Consider the following 15,708-nt stretch of genomic DNA (forward strand, 5'->3'; position numbering starts at 1 on the left):
CCGCTTAGACATATGCCCGCGCACGACTGCCAGCATGGTCCAGATGTCGGCTCTGCAATTTCTGAGGTGATGTCCTTCGGGCGGCAGGTCGCAGCCATTCCAGCGCTACGCGCCATAAGTCGAGCAGCGGGTGCCGGGGCTATTGCTGAGGTTGGGCCGGTTGCTCAACCACAGTGGGCGGCTCTTCTGCGGCGTCCTCTCTCGTCTGGCCAGCAAGGACCAGGATCAGCACCAGCAACAGGAAACCCCCTGGAATCATTGCATAGATCAGACTGCGGGGCATACCACGCGACGCTTTCGGCTTCTTGTCGGGTTTCTTGGCCATCCGGGATTCCTTAGCTCATCACCCACTTAACGCATAAACCACACCTGTTGTTCCCTGGGAATCTGATGCATTCCGGAGCGCGCGCGCTTGGGGTCACGCCGCGATGATGACGTCGGGCCTTCGTAAGAAAGCCGCCTCAAGATCAGACCTGCTGCGCAAAACGATCTGCCCGTGCGCAGGCCCTTTCGTCACACCGGATAGCGGAAGCTCGCCGCGATGCACGTTTCCACACTGCCGCGCCCCTCCAATGGGAAGACATCGCCGCCGTTCCTGAGTGTCTCGACCACGGCGCAGTCGATCAGGTCATCCGCACCGTCCTCGGCAGGTTCTGCAGTCAGCTTAGTGGCGTCGAAATGCCCGTAGAGAGTGTGTCCACTGTCAACAAAGAGATGTGACACGCGACCCGTTGCCGCCGCCGTGACAATCTCGACAGGATCTTTGCTTGCTTCGCGGTCCCCGCGCCCTAGCGACATCGCCAGTTTGTCCCAGGTTTCAGAGCGGCGTTTTTCTACCGCGCTCTGCAGGCATTGTGATGCCGCGTCGCGCATTTCTGTCTGGTCGAGTGTGTCGGGATGCTGCGTGATCCCCTTGTCAACAAGAAACGGATATTCCGTGCTTGCGCGCAGCATACCGTACAATCGCTCATCCGCGATCAGGACAAGAGGCGTGTTCGTGCCGCTCAGATATTGAGCTACGGCATTAATGATCAGATTGGCGTAACTGCGCATATCCTCTTCATGGTCTTCGCGCCAGTCATGCCCGCCCATGCTGTGATGCGGAACACCTGACGGCCCTGCTGGCCCTGCCGGGCTCATCAGCCCACCCCGGTATGACGCGGGGATACCGGAATCCTCGCGTCCGTGGATGTTGCCTTTCTCTTGCTGATTGGTGAACTTGCTGATTGCGGCCAAAGAGCCGGGCAGATCAGGGATCTTTTCTTCGCTCAGTATCCCGCCGACGGCGCGGTAAAGGCAGGCGCGCTCACGGCTGGCCACAAGGATCGCGTGATCGGGTGTCTGTTTCAGGTCCTCCAACAAAGGTAGCAGCCGAAAGCGCGGGCCGACATGAACGCTGGTTTCGGTGAAGCGCGCATCCACCACCCGCGTCACATCAGGGGCGATGAACACCGCCACGCGACGTTCACTCCCGCCAGCAACATCGTCATAGCTCAAAGCCCGCAAGCGCTGTTCTACCGAAGCAATTGCCGCTGCATCTGCGGCGACCGTCGCGATCGCTTTCTGGGCTTGCGATTTGGCATTCTTGAGCGCGATGCGGATGTGATCGTGCTCACCGCCACCTGCGGCCATTTCCATGTAAAGGCTGACACAAATTGGCGCGTCGCAGGCCGCGAGATCCCGAAGCAGGCTTGTATTGAGTCTTTGCATGTCTCACCTCTAACTTTCCTCTGAGAATAAGCCTGTGCCCCCTGTTCAGGTTCCTCGCCAGAAAGACGCTCCTGCGCGCGGCAAATGCGCTGACACCACCGTCGAGCGATGTGAGCACGCCAAAACGCGAGCTTTCCTACATGAACACAAGAACAACAACAAAAAGGATCGCAATGACCAAGGCCAACGCGAGAAGTAATGGCCCAAGCCGGGGCTGAAGCAGCTTGCTGCCACGGCCCTGACGGGCAGGCGGCCCCAAGTGGGTACTCTGGGCCTCGCCCAAATCCCGATCAGAACGATCTTGTATTTCGTGCTGATGCGCTATCCGCGCCTGCCTGTCGGTCACCGGGGCTCCGGCTGCTTCATCATCTGTTCCCAGGGGCGCTGCGGCAGGATCAGGAAAGGCGATCTTGTCGCGCCCTTCTCCAGCGTCAATGTCGCGCCGGAGCCTTGAGGGCGTCTTGGAAGATTGTTGGTTCTTGCGCATTGTCCGTTCCTTCCGGTCTGGAAACCGAACTACAGCGCAGAAAACTTGTTCCCGCCCTGCGCGATATCGAAACAATACCCGACCTATCTCGCGCAGCGAGACCGCAGGCTGCAAGGCCGCACGGCGCCACGGCAAGGATCTGGCTGGGAGGCACTGACGCTGATGCTGTGGGGAACATATGCTTCCCTTCGCGGTTTCGCCCGGACGATGCTCGGCTTTTGGCTCGCGCCGCATTTAGGTGCGGCGGCATGGCGTGTGGCCAGCAGAAGAGCCGGAATGCCGTCACCGAGCTTTGGTTTTTCTCTGTCGGTTGAACGAAATGGTGGATGATCTCTTGATGGAAGCGCGCGGGTGGCTGGGGCTGGATGAAGACGAGCTTGAAGCCCGCCACATGGCTCTGCGTGCCGTGGTGGTGTTCATCTTCTCGATTGTGGTCGTAAGGCTTGGAAAGAAACGCTTCATTGGCGAAAATACGGCCTTTGACCTGATCCTTGGCGTCCTGCTTGGATCCACGATCAGCCGCGCCATTACCGGACAGTCGCCCTTCTTCCCGACACTGACCGCAGTGGTCGTTATCCTCGCGCTCCACTGGTTTATTTCGCAGCTGGCAGTGCGCTGGGAGGGCTTCGGTACGCTGGTGAAGGGCCGCTCGCGTGTTCTTGTTTCGGATGGAAAGGTGGATTGGTCGGAAATGAAAAGTGGCAATATCAGCGAGAATGATCTGCGTGAGGCCCTGCGCCTCAAGGCGCGGATTTCAGACTGGAACAAGGTCAAGGAAGCGCGCCTCGAACGAAACGGAGAGATCAGCGTCATCCTGCAGAGCGACTAGCGCGCGATCCTCGCCACATAGCAGGAATATGCAGACAGTCGGGCACAGACCGGAACAAATGCGACGTTTTTCAGGTTCGGTGAGCGTCGGAATAACCCAAGTTTTCACGGAGATTCAAAATGCCCGATGCAAAGAAATATGTCGACCAGTGGTTGCGTGACGCGCATGCGATGGAAAAGCAGGCTGAAACCATTCTCCAAGGTCAAATCGACCGGCTGGAGCACTACCCTGAGCTATCCGAGCGTATGAAGGCGCATTTGAAGGAAACCGAAAGCCAGCGCGAGCGCCTTGAAGCCTGTCTGGAGCGCCGCGGCATCTCGACCTCTGGAATAAAAGATGCCTCAGCGCAATTCACGGCCATGATGCAGAACCTGAGCGGGGTGTTTGCGGGGGATGAAGTGGTCAAGGCATTACTTGCAAGCTATGCATTCGAGTCCATGGAAATTGCCTCCTACCGCATTTTGTCCGAGGCCGCTGCCGCCGAAGGCGACCATGAGACCGCTGATCTGTGCAAAGAACTTTGCAAGGAAGAAGAGGCGATGGCCGACTGGCTGAAAGAGCATACCCACAACATTACGACCGCATTTCTCGGACGTGTGGAATCCGAAGATGCGGTCGCAAAGCGGTAGTCTCAAGATCTCACAGTGGCGGACGGGACGCCATATCCACAGCCCCGGTCCTGTCCGCCACACGTGGTTTCATGCACGATGCCGACAAGGATATCTTCGTGCCTTGGTTTTTATCCCACCGAAATCATCAACCAGCTGCGCAATGAGCTTGTGACACCACGTCTCAGAAGATCGCCGAAACCTTGACCGGTCATGGGTTTTCCAACGAGTTGGCCGAGACCGCCGCGGATCTGCAGAGGCTTGGGGCGCGGATCTCGCCCTGATCCGCCGCGCAGCGGCTGGCCTCTGGCAGAACAAAGGCCACAATCCCGCAATCCGACAAGAAACTGTTACATGAAACTGCTATCGGGCCTCTATGAAAGATGTCCCGACAGGTCTCGACCGTATCGCCTTGTGCGCGACGCAAATCGCCAAGTCCTTTGGCGATACTCAGGTTCTCCGCAATATCGATCTTGGCCTGGGTCTGGGCGAAGTGGTGGCGCTCCTTGGCCCGTCGGGGTGTGGCAAGACCACGCTTCTGCGCATTGCCGCAGGTCTGCTTTCGGCGAGTTCGGGCCAGATGCAGATTGCAGGCCAGCGCGTGGTCGATGGCAGCGGGTTCAATGCGCCGCCAGAGGCGCGTGGCATCGGCATGGTGTTTCAGGACTATGCCATCTGGCCGCATCTGAGCGTGCTGGACAATGTGGCCTTCCCGTTGCGCATGCGCAAACTGGGCCGGAATGAGCGCGAAACACGCGCGCGGCGCGCGCTGGACCGGGTGGGACTGGCGCATCTGGCAGACCGTTTTCCCGGCACTTTGTCGGGTGGACAACAGCAGCGCGTCGCATTGGCGCGCGCGATAGTCGCCGAGCCGCCGCTGGTGCTTTTCGACGAGCCATTGTCAAACCTCGACCGTGAATTGCGCGAGGGGCTGGCACTGGAAATCGGCACGCTCCTGCGCGAACTGGGCCTGTCGGCAATCTATGTGACGCATGACCAGTCCGAAGCCTTCACCATCGCCGACCGCGTTGCGGTCATGCTGGGCGGCAGGATCGCTCAGATTGACAGCCCTGAGACATTGTTCACCGCGCCCGCATCCGTTGCGGTTGCGCAGTTTCTGAACATCGGTGCGCTGGTCGATGGTCGTCTATGTGCCTCGACTGGCTTTACCTGCACGCGTTCCCAACTCAGCCTTCCCTCCCTCGCGGGCAGGGCGCCTGAAGGGCCTGCGCGCATCCTGATCCCCCGCACGGCCATCCGGCCTGACCCGCAGGGCGCGCTGACGGCGCAGGTGCTGCGCTGCCAGTTTCAGGGCGACCGGTATCTGCTGCATCTGGGACTTGATGGCCAAAGCACTGGCCTTGTCTGCCCGGCGGATCTGCCCGCCCCCGTGAACAGTCAAGTGCCGCTGGCGATTGATGCTGATCGCCTGCGCGTCTTCCCGCTCTGAACCAAAGCTGAAGGAAATCCCTATATGTTCCGCACGACCGCTCTCGCTGCATCACTGGGCCTGATGGGCACGCTTGCACAGGCCGACACACTCACATTCTACACCGCTGGTCCCGGCGAGTTGGCCGATGCGCTGGCCGAAGCCTTTCAGGCCGAGACCGGTATCACGGTCAATGTGTTCCAAGGCACCACCGGGCAGGTCATGGCGCGGCTGGAGGCCGAAGAAGCCAACCCGCAGGCCGATGTCGTGGTCTCGGCAAGCTGGGGCTCTGCCGTGGACCTGCACGAGCGCGGGCTCTTGATGGAATACACCTCGCCCCATGCCGAGAACGTGCCGGACTTCCTCAAGCACAGCCATTATGTCGCGCAGGGCATTTCGGCGCTTGCGATTGCGTGGAACACCCAGAGCGGCACCCCGCGCCCTGCTGAATGGACCGATCTGGCCAGTGAGGATTACCGCGACCTCGTCACCATGCCCGATCCGGCGCAGTCTGGTTCTGCCTTTGACCTGATTGCCGGGCTTGAAACCGCGATGGGCGATGCGGCGTGGGACCTGCTTGGTGCGCTGGCTGATAACGGCATGATTGTGCCCGGCCCGAATGCCGCGGCACTCAACCCCGTTTTGCAAGGCGCTGCGGCAGCCGTCTTTGGCGCTGTCGACTACATTTCCTACGCGCGCGCAGCCGATGGCGAAAGCGTAGAGGTGATCGTGCCCGAAAGCGGCACCGTGATTGCTCCGCGTCCGATGTTCATTTTGGAGTCGACCTCGAACGCGGACGCGGCAAAGGCATTCGTAGATTTCGTACTCTCGGAAGCCGGTCAGGCACTCGTCGCCGATACCTGGATGATGCCCGCCCGCGCCGATGTCGAAGGGCTGCGTCCTGGCATCACCGATCTGAACGTGATCGAGGTCGATGAGGACGCTGCTTCTGCCCGCCGCGACGAGATCATCGCGCGCTTCAATGAGACCGTAAGCAACCGTTAATCCTTGATGCATTCCAGCCTATGGCCCCGAAACGCTCGGGGCCATAGGTCTTTCCGAAAGACCCGACATGTTGCGCGCGCAATCCGTTCTGACCACGCTGGCCGCCGCAGCGCTGATCCTGCTGGTCGGCCTGCCTGTGCTGTTCATCCTGTTGCAGGCCGTCTTCCCCGAATTTGCGCGGGGCTCGCTCGCCGCCCCCTTCTCCAAGCTCGTCATCCTGACCGAGAATGACCGGCTGATGATGCAGGCGCGCAATACAGTGCTGCTGGCAATGTCGGTGATGATCGGCTGCCTGATCTTCGGCCTGCCCATCGGCATCTTGCGCGGGCTGTTTCACGTGCCGGGCGCGCGGGTCTGGGATGTCGTGTTCCTGATCCCCTTCCTGATCCCGCCCTTCATCGCCGCCATCGCCTGGATGATGACGCTGCAGCCGCGCGGCTATCTGTTCCAGCTTGTCGGTTTCGACATGAGCCGCTTCCTGTTCAGCTTCACTGGCGTGGCCTTTGTCATGACATTGAACCTGTTCCCGCTGGTCTATTTCGCCGTATCGCGCGCGCTGGAGATGGTGGGCGGCCGCTTTGCTTCGGCGGCGCGCGTGCATGGGGCGCGACCATTGCAGGCGTTTTTCCTGATCACCCTGCCGCTGTCGATCCCGGCGATTGCCGCAAGCCTGCTGATCGTCTTCGCCATGTCGATCGAGGAATTCGGCACGCCCGCGGCCCTGGCCTCGCGCACGGGGTTCGAGGTTCTGGTGACGGGCATTTACACGCGCCTGTCGGACTGGCCGATTGACCTGTCAGGCGCGGCGCTTGGCTCGGTCCTGCTGATGGCGATGGTGCTGGCAGCTTTCACGCTGCAAAACTGGATCGCCACGCGGCGGTCCTATGTCAGCCAGACCGGCAAGCCCGCAGATCTGGAAAAGGCCGATCTGGGGCCATGGCGCTGGCCCGCGCTGGCGGTGTTCGCGCTGGTGGCGATTATCGGCGTGCTGATCCCGCTGGCAGCAATTGCAGTCACATCCGTCATGGGCACCATCTCCGGCGGGCTGAGCTGGTCGAATTTCGACCTGCGCCACTATGAGCCGATTTTCCGAAGTGGCAGCCGTGCCTGGCAGGCGCTGATCACCTCTGGCTGGCTTGCGGTGCTGACGGCCTTCGCCACCGCCGCAATCGGCGGGCTGGTTGCCTATATCGTGGTACGCGGCACCGGGCGGGGCAGGGCGGTGATGGATGGGCTCTCGGTGCTGCCAAATGCGATTCCCGCCATTGTGCTGGCGGTGGGCATCATCCTGTTCTGGAATTCACCCTATCAGCCCGTTTCGCTTTATGGCACCGCCGCGATACTGCTGATCGCCTATATCGGCATCCTGTTGCCCTATCCGATCCGCTATGCGGTGGCGCGTTTGCGGCAAATCTCCGGCGCGCTCGACGATGCCGCGCGGGTCGCGGGCGCGGGCCAGATGCAGGCGCTGCGCCATGTGACGCTGCCGCTGATGGCACCCTCACTGATCGCGGCAATGATGCTCGTCTTTGCGATTGCCTCGCGCGAATTGGTGGCCTCGATCATGTTGGCACCGGCAGGCATGCGCACCGTGGGCACTTTCGTCTTTTCCCAGTTCGAACAAGGCTCGGTGCAGACCGGAATGGCCATGAGCGTGATCGCAATCGCCATCACCTCGGGCATCTTGCTGGCGGTCAACCTGTGGCTGGCACGTCAGGGCAGCAGCGCATTCTCGGGCTGAGCACGCAGGACGGATCGCCTCGGCGTGACGATGGCTTGGGCGCCCTTGCCTGATCCGGCCATTCCTGCATCGCAGAGAAGTTCCGTGATTGAATGCCGAAGCGGCCCCTTCTGCAGCACCCTATGGCAAGGGAATATGCTCATCCCGGTCCTGTGGCGGCAGGTCGAACAGCCCTTGCCCCCATCTGGCGGCGCGCCATTCTTCTTTCGCGGCCTCAATCCGGTCGCGCGATGACGCGACGAAATTCCACCAGATATGGCGCGGCCCGTTCAGCGTGGCGCCGCCCAATGCCATCAGCCGCGCACCCTGTTCGCCCGCGCGCACAGTAATCCTGTCGCCGGGCCGGAACACCATCATGCGCCCTGCCTCGAAGACCTCTCCCGCGATCTCGACCGTGCCGGATGTGATGTAGAGACCCCTGTCCTCGTGATCATCCGGCAGCGGAAAACGCGCGCCAGCCTCCAGCACAACGTCCAGATAGAATGTGTCCGAATACATGGTTGCGGGCGCTTTTGCTCCGTAAGCCGTGCCCAGGATCAGACGGGCCGTGATCCCGGTATCCAGGATTTCGGGCAAGGCTTCCGCGCCATGATGCTCGAAAAACGGCGCGTCATCCTCGTGATCCTCGGGCAGGGCGATCCAGGTCTGGATGCCGAACAGGCTGGACGGACCTTGGCGCGTCGCCTGCGGTGTGCGCTCGGAATGGGTGACGCCTTTGCCCGCCATCATCCAGTTCAGTGCGCCGGGGCGGATGACCTGATCGGCGCCGGTGCTGTCCAGATGATGAAACTCGCCCTGATAGAGGTAAGTGACAGTCCCCAGCCCGATATGCGGATGCGGGCGCACATCGACCCCTTTGCCGGTCAGGAATTCCGCAGGCCCGGCCTGATCAAAGAATATGAACGGCCCGACCATCTGCCGCTTGGGGGCGGGCAGGGCGCGGCGCACCTCGAACCCGCCAATGTCGCGCGCCCTTGGCACGATCAGCGTTTCAATGGCGTCAATGCCCACATCATCGGGGCAACCGGGGTCCAGGGTCGGGTTCCAGCTCATGGTGCATCCTCCTGTTTCCATGTCAGCTTAGGACGGCATGGCACACCCGGCAAGCAAAGCCTGTTCGCCTGCGCCGAACACGGCATTCGTCCTTGCATCGGTCGTGATACATTCCCATGACTCCTATATGACAGGCGACCCCAAGGCGCATTCGCGTCTAAGCACGGAGGATTTCCCATGCCATCCGGACTTCACCATGTGACCGCCATCACTGCGCGGGTGCAGGCCAATGTCGATTTCTATGCGGGCTTTCTGGGCTTGCGGCTGGTCAAGCAGACCGCCGGTTTTGCCGATGGCGAGCAGTTGCATCTGTTCTACGGCGACGCAGCTGGCAGCCCCGGCAGCCTGATCAGTTTCCTGGTCTGGGAAGCGGGCGCGCGTGGCCGTAGCGGGCACGGGCAGGTATTCGAGATCGCGCTTGCCGTGCCGCCTGCCAGCATCGGCGACTGGCTGGCCCGCGCCCTGCATGCGCAAATCCCTGTCGACGGGCCTGCGCGCGAATTCGGCGAACCGGTCCTGCGCCTGCGCGATCCCGACGGGATTATTGTCAAGCTGGTGGGGGCCGATCTACCCGCAACCGCCCCGCTGCCCGATCCCATTGCCCCAACGCGCCTGCGGGCTGTCACCCTTCTGAGTGACCAACGCGATGCAAGCGCGGATTTCCTTGCGCAGTTCGGGTATCGCGCTGGCCCTGCGGAAGGGGCTGTGCAACGCATGGTCTCCGAGCGCGATGTGATCGACCTGCGCGATGGTAGCGGATTCGTGCCGGCCATTCCCGGCACCGGGATGATCGACCATGTGGCCTTTCGCGCCCCGGATGCGGATGCCCTGCGCGCCATGCGACGCGCGCTTGGCACTGCGCAGGGGCTGACCGAAGTGCATGACCGGCGCTATTTTCTGTCCCTCTATGTCCGTGACCCTGCCGGTCATCTGATCGAATATGCCACCGACGGTCCCGGATTTGCCATTGACGAGCCGCACCAATCCCTTGGGGAGACGCTGTTTTTCCCACCACATGACGCGGCCCGCGCGCAGGACTTGCGTGTGATGCTGCCACAATTCGCCCGCCCCGGCGCAGAAAGGACTCCGATGCGTGATTTGCCCTTCATCCACCGTTTTCACAGACCGGACGATCCTGATGGATCGGTCATCGTGCTGCTGCACGGCACGGGCGGAAACGAGGCCGACCTGATGCCACTCGCCCATCGCATCGCACCCCGCGCGACCCTGCTGGGCGTGCGTGGGCGGTCCAATGAGGAAGGCATCAACCGCTGGTTTCGACGTTTCGATGCCGTGACCTATGATCAGGCCGATATCCGGTCAGAGGCTGCGGCGTTCAAGGGGTTCATGGACAGCGCCGTCCAAAGCTACGGGCTGGATGCCGGGCGCATCAGCTATCTGGGCTATTCCAACGGCGCGAACCTTCTGGGCGCGGTGATGCTGTTGCATCCCGGTCTGGTGCAGCGCGCGATCCTGCTGCGCGGCATCGCCGCGCTGGAGGAGCCGCCATCCCCCGATCTTGCCGGGACCGAGGTCTTGCTGCTCTCGGGCGCGCATGATCCTTTTGCCCGCATGGCCCCGGCGCTCGAAGCCGCCTTGCGCGCTGCGGGTGCCAGCCTTGATGCGCAGACCCTGCCCGCAGGCCATGACATTGGCGCGGCGGATCTGGAGGTGACAAAAGCATGGCTGGGCCAGCGCATCGCGGATTGAGGGGAAAGCGATGACGGCCCCCTGCATCGGCATGCTCGGAGCGGGGGACCGTCATGGCGCCTCAGATCGCTTTGGCAAACCCGTCCATGAACCCCGCCAGCCGGTCGCGGCTGGCGGTATCGGTCAGGTTCCCGTCGCTGTCAAACAGATCACCCGCGCGCGATACCATCAGCCGCCCATCGGCCCAGAGATCTGCCTTGAGCGTGCGCAGCACCGGCAGCCACTGGGCTTGCGCCAGCATTGTGCCGAACCCGCCGGGCGAGGCGCCGATCACGGCGACAGGCTTGCCCGCCCACATCTTCAATCCCGGCCCGCGTGACATCCAGTCGATGGCATTCTTGAACACGCCGGGAATGCCATTATTGTATTCAGGCGTCACCAGAAGCACCCCGTCTGCGGCCTGTAGCTGGGCTTGCAGCGTTTGCACGGCGGGCGGCAGACCTGACGATTTTTCCAGATCGCCATCGTAAAGCGGCACGTCACGGATTGATCCGATCTCGATCCCTGTACCCTCGGGCACCAGTTCTGCCGCCGCGCGCAGCAGGCCTGCATTGAAAGAGGCCCGCCGGAGGCTACCGCTCAGGCCAAGGATGGTTTTCGTCATCAGATATCTCCTTTCGACATTGGTTTCGCCGCAGTCAGGGGTTCAGGCACGGGTTCGGTCAGCATCTTGTCGCGTCCGGACATGATGTCACCCTGTACCTGCTCGGTCAGGCGTTGGGCATCGCGGCGGCGGGTCTCTTCCAGCGCCTCACTCACCGAAGCCTCATCGCAGCCAAGACTGCGCAAGCCTTCGGCCCCCATCAGCAAGGCTGATGCAACTGTCTCGCGTATCTCAAAACCCACACCTGCGCGGATCAGTTCCATCGAATGGCCCCGGTCATAGCTGCGCGCCAGCACTGCTGCATGCGGGAATTCATGCTGGACAAGTTCGGCAATGGCGCTGACGGCGCGGCGGTCATCGACACATATCATGATCACCTGCGCCTGTGCCGCGCCCGAGGCGTGCAGGATATCCAGCCGCGTGCCATCGCCGTAAAATACCTTGAAGCCAAAGCGCGCCGCCTCGCGGATGCGGTCGGGATTGTGGTCAATAACAGAAACATCTGCGCCGCGTGCGAGCAACACCTGCAACGCGATCTGACCAAACCGCCCGAAGCCGATCACCAGCACCTGTCCGCGCAAGCCCTTCGCCGCGTCAACTCCGTCCAATGCTGCCCCCGGATCGCGCAGCAACCGGTCGGCCGCAATCAGGATCAGCGGCGTAATCGCCATCGACAGGATCACGACCGTTGAGAAAATCGCATTCTCACGTGCATCAATCACCCCGCCCGCCAGCGCGGCGGTGTACAGGACAAAGGCAAACTCGCCGCCTTGCGCGAACATGGCGGTACGACGAAGCGCTGTCAGATTGGCACTGCCAAAGGCCCGTGCAATGGCATAGATGGCCGCGGCCTTGACCAGAACATAGACCACCAGCATGGCCAGGAGCAGCGGCCATTCGGCGGCTACCACGCCCAGATTGAGTGACATGCCGACCGCCAGAAAGAACAGACCCATCAGAAGGCCCTTGAATGGCTCGATATCGCTTTCGATCTGGTGGCGATAGCTGGAGCCCGAGAGCATGACCCCGGCCAGAAACGCCCCCATCGCCATCGACAGGCCCACGGCTTCCATCAGAAGCGCCGCGCCCAATACCACCAGCAGCGCGCCGGCACTGAGCACCTCGCGGGTGCGCGCCCGCGCCAGAAGCGCGAAGAACGGATCGAGCAGCCAGCGTCCCGCCACCAGCAGCGTCACCAGCCCGGCCAGCGCCAGCGCCACGGCCCCCAGCCCGCCCTCGCCCTGTCCGAGGGGCGACAGGAAAGCCACAACCGCCAGCAAAGGCACGATCAGCAGATCCTCGAATAACAGGATCGAGACGGATTTCTGCCCCTCGGTGCTGGCGATTTCACCCCGTTCCTGCAAGGTGGACATGATCACGGCGGTTGAGGACAGCACGAAACCGGCCCCTGCGATGAAGGCTGTGACGGGGGAAAGACCAAAGACCACCATCCCCGCCACCGACAGCAAGGCAATCGCCAGGCTGACCTGTGCCAGCCCCAGCCCGAAAATCTGTCCGCGCAGCGCCCAGAGCTTTTGCGGGCGCAGTTCCAGCCCGATGACGAACAGAAACATCACAACGCCCAGTTCCGCAAAATGCAGGATCGTGTCAGGATCCGTGAACAGGCCCAGCACCGATGGCCCGACCAGCGCCCCGGCGGCAAAATACCCGAGTACCGAGCCAAGACCCAGGCGCCGGAACAGCGGCACCGCAACCACCGCCGCGCCCATCAGCACCACGACCGGGCCAATGACCGGCCCCAACCCTTCTACAGCCATTGGCCTGCCCCCTTCAAACTGAACCGTCCATGTTTCTCAGCGACAGTTCTTGCGTAAAATCGTGGTGCCCGCCGCCAAATCATCCCGGCGGCGGGCGATTGTTCGCCTAGTCCAGCGGTTTCAGCCCGGCTTCGATTGCGGCACGGCGGGGTTCAAGAAAGGGCGGCAGAGACAACGCCTCGCCCATCGTCTCGAAGGGTTCATCCACCGCGAATCCCGGCCCATCCGTCGCCAGTTCGAACAGATTGCCGCCGGATTCCCGAAAATACAGGCTGCGGAAATAGTAGCGCTCCACTTCGCCGGAACTGGGCATGCGCAAGCTGTTCAACCGCGCCGCCCATTGGCTGAGGGCGGCTTTGTCAGGCACTCTGAACGCGACATGATGCACCGCACCCGCGCCCTGCTGCGCCACGGGCAGGTCCGGCTGAACCGCCACATGTACTTCGGCGGCTGGCCCGCCCGCGCCCATCTCATAGACATGCACCTGGCCCAGCCCATCGGGGCTGGCATAGTCGCGCGCGGCCCGCATGTTCATCAGGCGGGTCAGAACCGCGTCGGTCGGGGCCAGTTGCGGCACGGAGATGGTGATTGGTCCCAGACCCCGGATCTGGTGCTCGGCCGGAACAGGGCTGCGCGCCCAGGGATGCGCGGCGCCCGGCGCCTCCGCCGTCAGACGAAAGCGCTGGCCTTCCGGGTCTTCGAAATCCAGCGTGGCGCGGCCATCGGTCTGTCCGATGACGCCGCGGCTCAGTCCGGCATCGCGCAGGCGGCCAGCCCAATAGTCAAGACTGCCTTCGGCCACGCGCAACCCGGTGCGGCTGATCGAATGGGTGCCGCGCCGTTCGCGCCCGACAGGCCAGTCGAAAAACGTCAGATCCGTGCCGGGACTGCCCGCGCCATCGGCGAAAAACAGGTGATAGGCGGATGTGTCGTCCTGATTGACGGTCTTCTTGACGCGCCTCAGCCCCAGGGTTTCAGTGTAAAAGCGATTGTTGCCGGGCGCGTCAGCGGTAATCGCAGTCAGGTGGTGAATTCCGGTCAGGTCCATGCGGGCCTCCTTTCTCTTGTCTTAACATGGCACGAGACGGCGCGAATGCGCAGCCCTTTCAGTACCAACCCGGTGTTCGCGATTGCCGAACGACAAGGGGCGGTATACCCTCTGGCAATGCGCTATACGTTAGACGAAATCGAAACCTTCCTGACGGTGATGGAACTTGGCACAGTCACCGCTGCCGCCGCGCATATGAACCTGTCGAAATCCGTGATCAGCAAACGCATCTCCGATCTGGAGCGTGCGCTGCAAGCCGCGTTGTTTCTGCGCAATGCAGGCCGTGTCACTCCGACCGAAGCGGCGCAGCGGCTGGCGGAACAATTGCGCCCGGCGCTCGCCGCCCTGACAGCGGCCACCGACAGCGCATCCTGGGGGATGGATGGCGCCGCACCCCTGCGCGGGCGGCTGTCCATCACCGCGCCCATGAGTTTCGGAACGCTTTTCCTGAGCCCGATCCTTGCGCGCTTCGCGCTTGAGCACCCGCAGCTGGAATTGCGGATCGACTATGATGATCGCGCCCGCGATCTGGTCCGCGACGGGTTCGATCTGGCTCTGCGCATCGGCGAGGCCCGCGACAGCGCCCTGATCAGCCGGACCCTGTGCACCGACCAGATGGTCGCCTGTGCCAGTCCTGACTATCTGGCCCGTCATGGCCATCCCGCGACACCCGCCGATCTGGCGGGCCATCAGGTGCTCAGCTACAGCCACTTGCCGGATGGGCATCTGTGGCAGTTTGCGAAAGGCGGGAAATTGACCTCGGCCCCCGTCCGCAGTTGCCTGACCCTGAACAATGGCGAGGCCATGCGCGATTTTGCTCTGGCAGGTATCGGGTTGGCCATGTTGCCCGGCTTTCTGGTGGCGTCGCCCATCGCGGCAGGCAGGCTGGAACCCGTGTTGCCGGGCTACGCGACGCGGAAAATGCCGGTCCTTGCGCTATGGCCGCCGATTTCTCCCATGCCCGCGAAATTGCGCGCCCTTGTCGATCATCTGGCGCAGGAGCTGGCGGGCGGTCGTCCTTGGGCGGAATAGATGTGCTGAACGTTGCGGGGCAGCCGGCGGCTTCACTTGCGGGGACCGCCTGTCGGTGTCCAGATTGCATTGCACCGGCGCCAGAGGCCGCGCAGAGATCAGGACAACAGCGCGTTTTTCCTATCGGACAGGCCCTGATCATGACGCGAAATTGTCGGCAATCTGCTGGCAGCAGGCGGCTGCGATGATTATATTCAGATCAGGCGATTGCGTCCGCAAGCGCCCTGAACCAACCGCGCGGGGTGCCCGTGCGCTGGATGCGTCCCAGAAAAGCCCCGCGCGTCATGCGACGGAGGCTGATATGTTCAAACGAATTCTTACCTCGGCACTGGTATTCGGCATGGCCGCGCTTGCGCCCCCTGCGGCGGCGCAAATGATCTGCGGGCCGCGACCGGCGATCACCAACTGGTTGATGACCAGCTTCGGCGAGAGCCGATCCGCAGTCGGGATGATCGGGCAGGACCGGGTACTTGAGCTTTGGGTGGCGGCAGAGACCGACAGCTGGACCATCCTTGTTACCCGTCCCGACAGCATTTCCTGCGTCGTTGCGGGCGGCACCAACTGGATCGAGGTCAATCCGCGCAGCGATCAAGCGCCCGCATCCCGATGGTTTCTGCGACAGGATTGAGCAGGCACCCTCTGCGTCAGGAAGTCGGGCGGCCCGGTTCCACCCC

The 15,708-nt window shown here is 62.5% G+C and carries 15 protein-coding genes; 8 read left to right on the plus strand and 7 right to left on the minus strand.

The window, feature by feature from the left end; genetic code table 11:
- Positions 1-139 precede the first annotated feature (139 nt).
- The 3 genes from BG457_RS09215 to BG457_RS09225 all read right to left on the minus strand — a co-directional run bounded on the left by BG457_RS09215 (position 140) and on the right by BG457_RS09225 (position 2,197).
- Positions 140-325, minus strand: a complete 186-nt coding sequence (locus tag BG457_RS09215; RefSeq protein ID WP_071796828.1) for a hypothetical protein — start codon at positions 323-325, stop codon at positions 140-142.
- Between the two features lie 188 nt (positions 326-513).
- Positions 514-1,638, minus strand: coding sequence for a baeRF3 domain-containing protein (locus tag BG457_RS09220; protein ID WP_071796829.1), 1,125 nt, complete (start codon positions 1,636-1,638; stop codon positions 514-516).
- Positions 1,639-1,846: 208 nt separating this feature from the next.
- Positions 1,847-2,197 (minus strand): hypothetical protein, encoded by a 351-nt coding sequence (locus BG457_RS09225; protein WP_071796830.1) that lies wholly within the window; start codon positions 2,195-2,197, stop codon positions 1,847-1,849.
- A 319-nt stretch (positions 2,198-2,516) separates the two neighbouring features.
- On the opposite strand from BG457_RS09225, the gene BG457_RS09230 reads away from it, so the two are divergent.
- The 5 genes from BG457_RS09230 to BG457_RS09250 all read left to right on the plus strand — a co-directional run bounded on the left by BG457_RS09230 (position 2,517) and on the right by BG457_RS09250 (position 7,809).
- Complete coding sequence (locus BG457_RS09230) at positions 2,517-3,026, plus strand: DUF421 domain-containing protein (protein WP_084657565.1); 510 nt, start codon at positions 2,517-2,519, stop codon at positions 3,024-3,026.
- 119 nt (positions 3,027-3,145) lie between these two features.
- Entirely contained in the window at positions 3,146-3,655 is a 510-nt protein-coding gene (locus tag BG457_RS09235) for a ferritin-like domain-containing protein (RefSeq protein WP_071796831.1), read from the plus strand.
- 355 nt (positions 3,656-4,010) lie between these two features.
- Positions 4,011-5,084 carry an ABC transporter ATP-binding protein gene (locus BG457_RS09240; RefSeq protein WP_071796832.1) on the plus strand — a complete coding sequence of 358 codons (1,074 nt, stop codon included), beginning with the start codon at positions 4,011-4,013 and terminating at the stop codon, positions 5,082-5,084.
- 24 nt (positions 5,085-5,108) lie between these two features.
- Positions 5,109-6,068 (plus strand): ABC transporter substrate-binding protein, encoded by a 960-nt coding sequence (locus BG457_RS09245; RefSeq protein WP_071796833.1) that lies wholly within the window; start codon positions 5,109-5,111, stop codon positions 6,066-6,068.
- A gap of 67 nt (positions 6,069-6,135) precedes the next feature.
- Positions 6,136-7,809 carry an ABC transporter permease gene (locus BG457_RS09250; RefSeq protein ID WP_071796834.1) on the plus strand — a complete coding sequence of 558 codons (1,674 nt, stop codon included), beginning with the start codon at positions 6,136-6,138 and terminating at the stop codon, positions 7,807-7,809.
- Between the two features lie 120 nt (positions 7,810-7,929).
- On the opposite strand, the gene BG457_RS09255 is transcribed toward BG457_RS09250, so the two are convergent.
- Positions 7,930-8,862 (minus strand): pirin family protein, encoded by a 933-nt coding sequence (locus BG457_RS09255; protein WP_071796835.1) that lies wholly within the window; start codon positions 8,860-8,862, stop codon positions 7,930-7,932.
- Between the two features lie 177 nt (positions 8,863-9,039).
- Here BG457_RS09255 and BG457_RS09260 point away from each other — a divergent pair, with 177 nt between their 5' ends.
- The gene (locus BG457_RS09260) at positions 9,040-10,572 is read left to right on the plus strand and encodes a VOC family protein (RefSeq protein ID WP_071796836.1); all 1,533 of its coding nucleotides are present in this window, start codon (positions 9,040-9,042) and stop codon (positions 10,570-10,572) included.
- Between the two features lie 61 nt (positions 10,573-10,633).
- Here BG457_RS09260 and BG457_RS09265 read toward each other — a convergent pair whose 3' ends face one another.
- The 3 genes from BG457_RS09265 to BG457_RS09275 form a co-directional block, all read right to left on the minus strand.
- Positions 10,634-11,176, minus strand: coding sequence for an NADPH-dependent FMN reductase (locus tag BG457_RS09265; protein WP_071796837.1), 543 nt, complete (start codon positions 11,174-11,176; stop codon positions 10,634-10,636).
- Positions 11,176-12,954 carry a monovalent cation:proton antiporter-2 (CPA2) family protein gene (locus tag BG457_RS09270; protein ID WP_071796838.1) on the minus strand — a complete coding sequence of 593 codons (1,779 nt, stop codon included), beginning with the start codon at positions 12,952-12,954 and terminating at the stop codon, positions 11,176-11,178. The genes BG457_RS09265 and BG457_RS09270 overlap by 1 nt, the downstream gene beginning before the upstream one ends.
- Positions 12,955-13,060: 106 nt before the next feature.
- A complete protein-coding gene (locus tag BG457_RS09275; RefSeq protein WP_071796839.1) occupies positions 13,061-14,002 on the minus strand; it encodes a ring-cleaving dioxygenase in 942 nt (313 codons plus the stop codon).
- 45 nt (positions 14,003-14,047) lie between these two features.
- Between BG457_RS09275 and BG457_RS09280 the strand changes: the two genes are divergently transcribed.
- Positions 14,048-15,034 (plus strand): LysR family transcriptional regulator, encoded by a 987-nt coding sequence (locus BG457_RS09280; RefSeq protein ID WP_245770965.1) that lies wholly within the window; start codon positions 14,048-14,050, stop codon positions 15,032-15,034.
- Positions 15,035-15,335: 301 nt separating this feature from the next.
- Positions 15,336-15,662 (plus strand): hypothetical protein, encoded by a 327-nt coding sequence (locus BG457_RS09285; RefSeq protein WP_071796878.1) that lies wholly within the window; start codon positions 15,336-15,338, stop codon positions 15,660-15,662.
- Positions 15,663-15,708 lie beyond the last annotated feature (46 nt).

Source organism: Natronohydrobacter thiooxidans (assembly GCF_001884735.1).
Classification (GTDB): Bacteria; Pseudomonadota; Alphaproteobacteria; order Rhodobacterales; family Rhodobacteraceae; genus Roseinatronobacter; species Roseinatronobacter thiooxidans_A.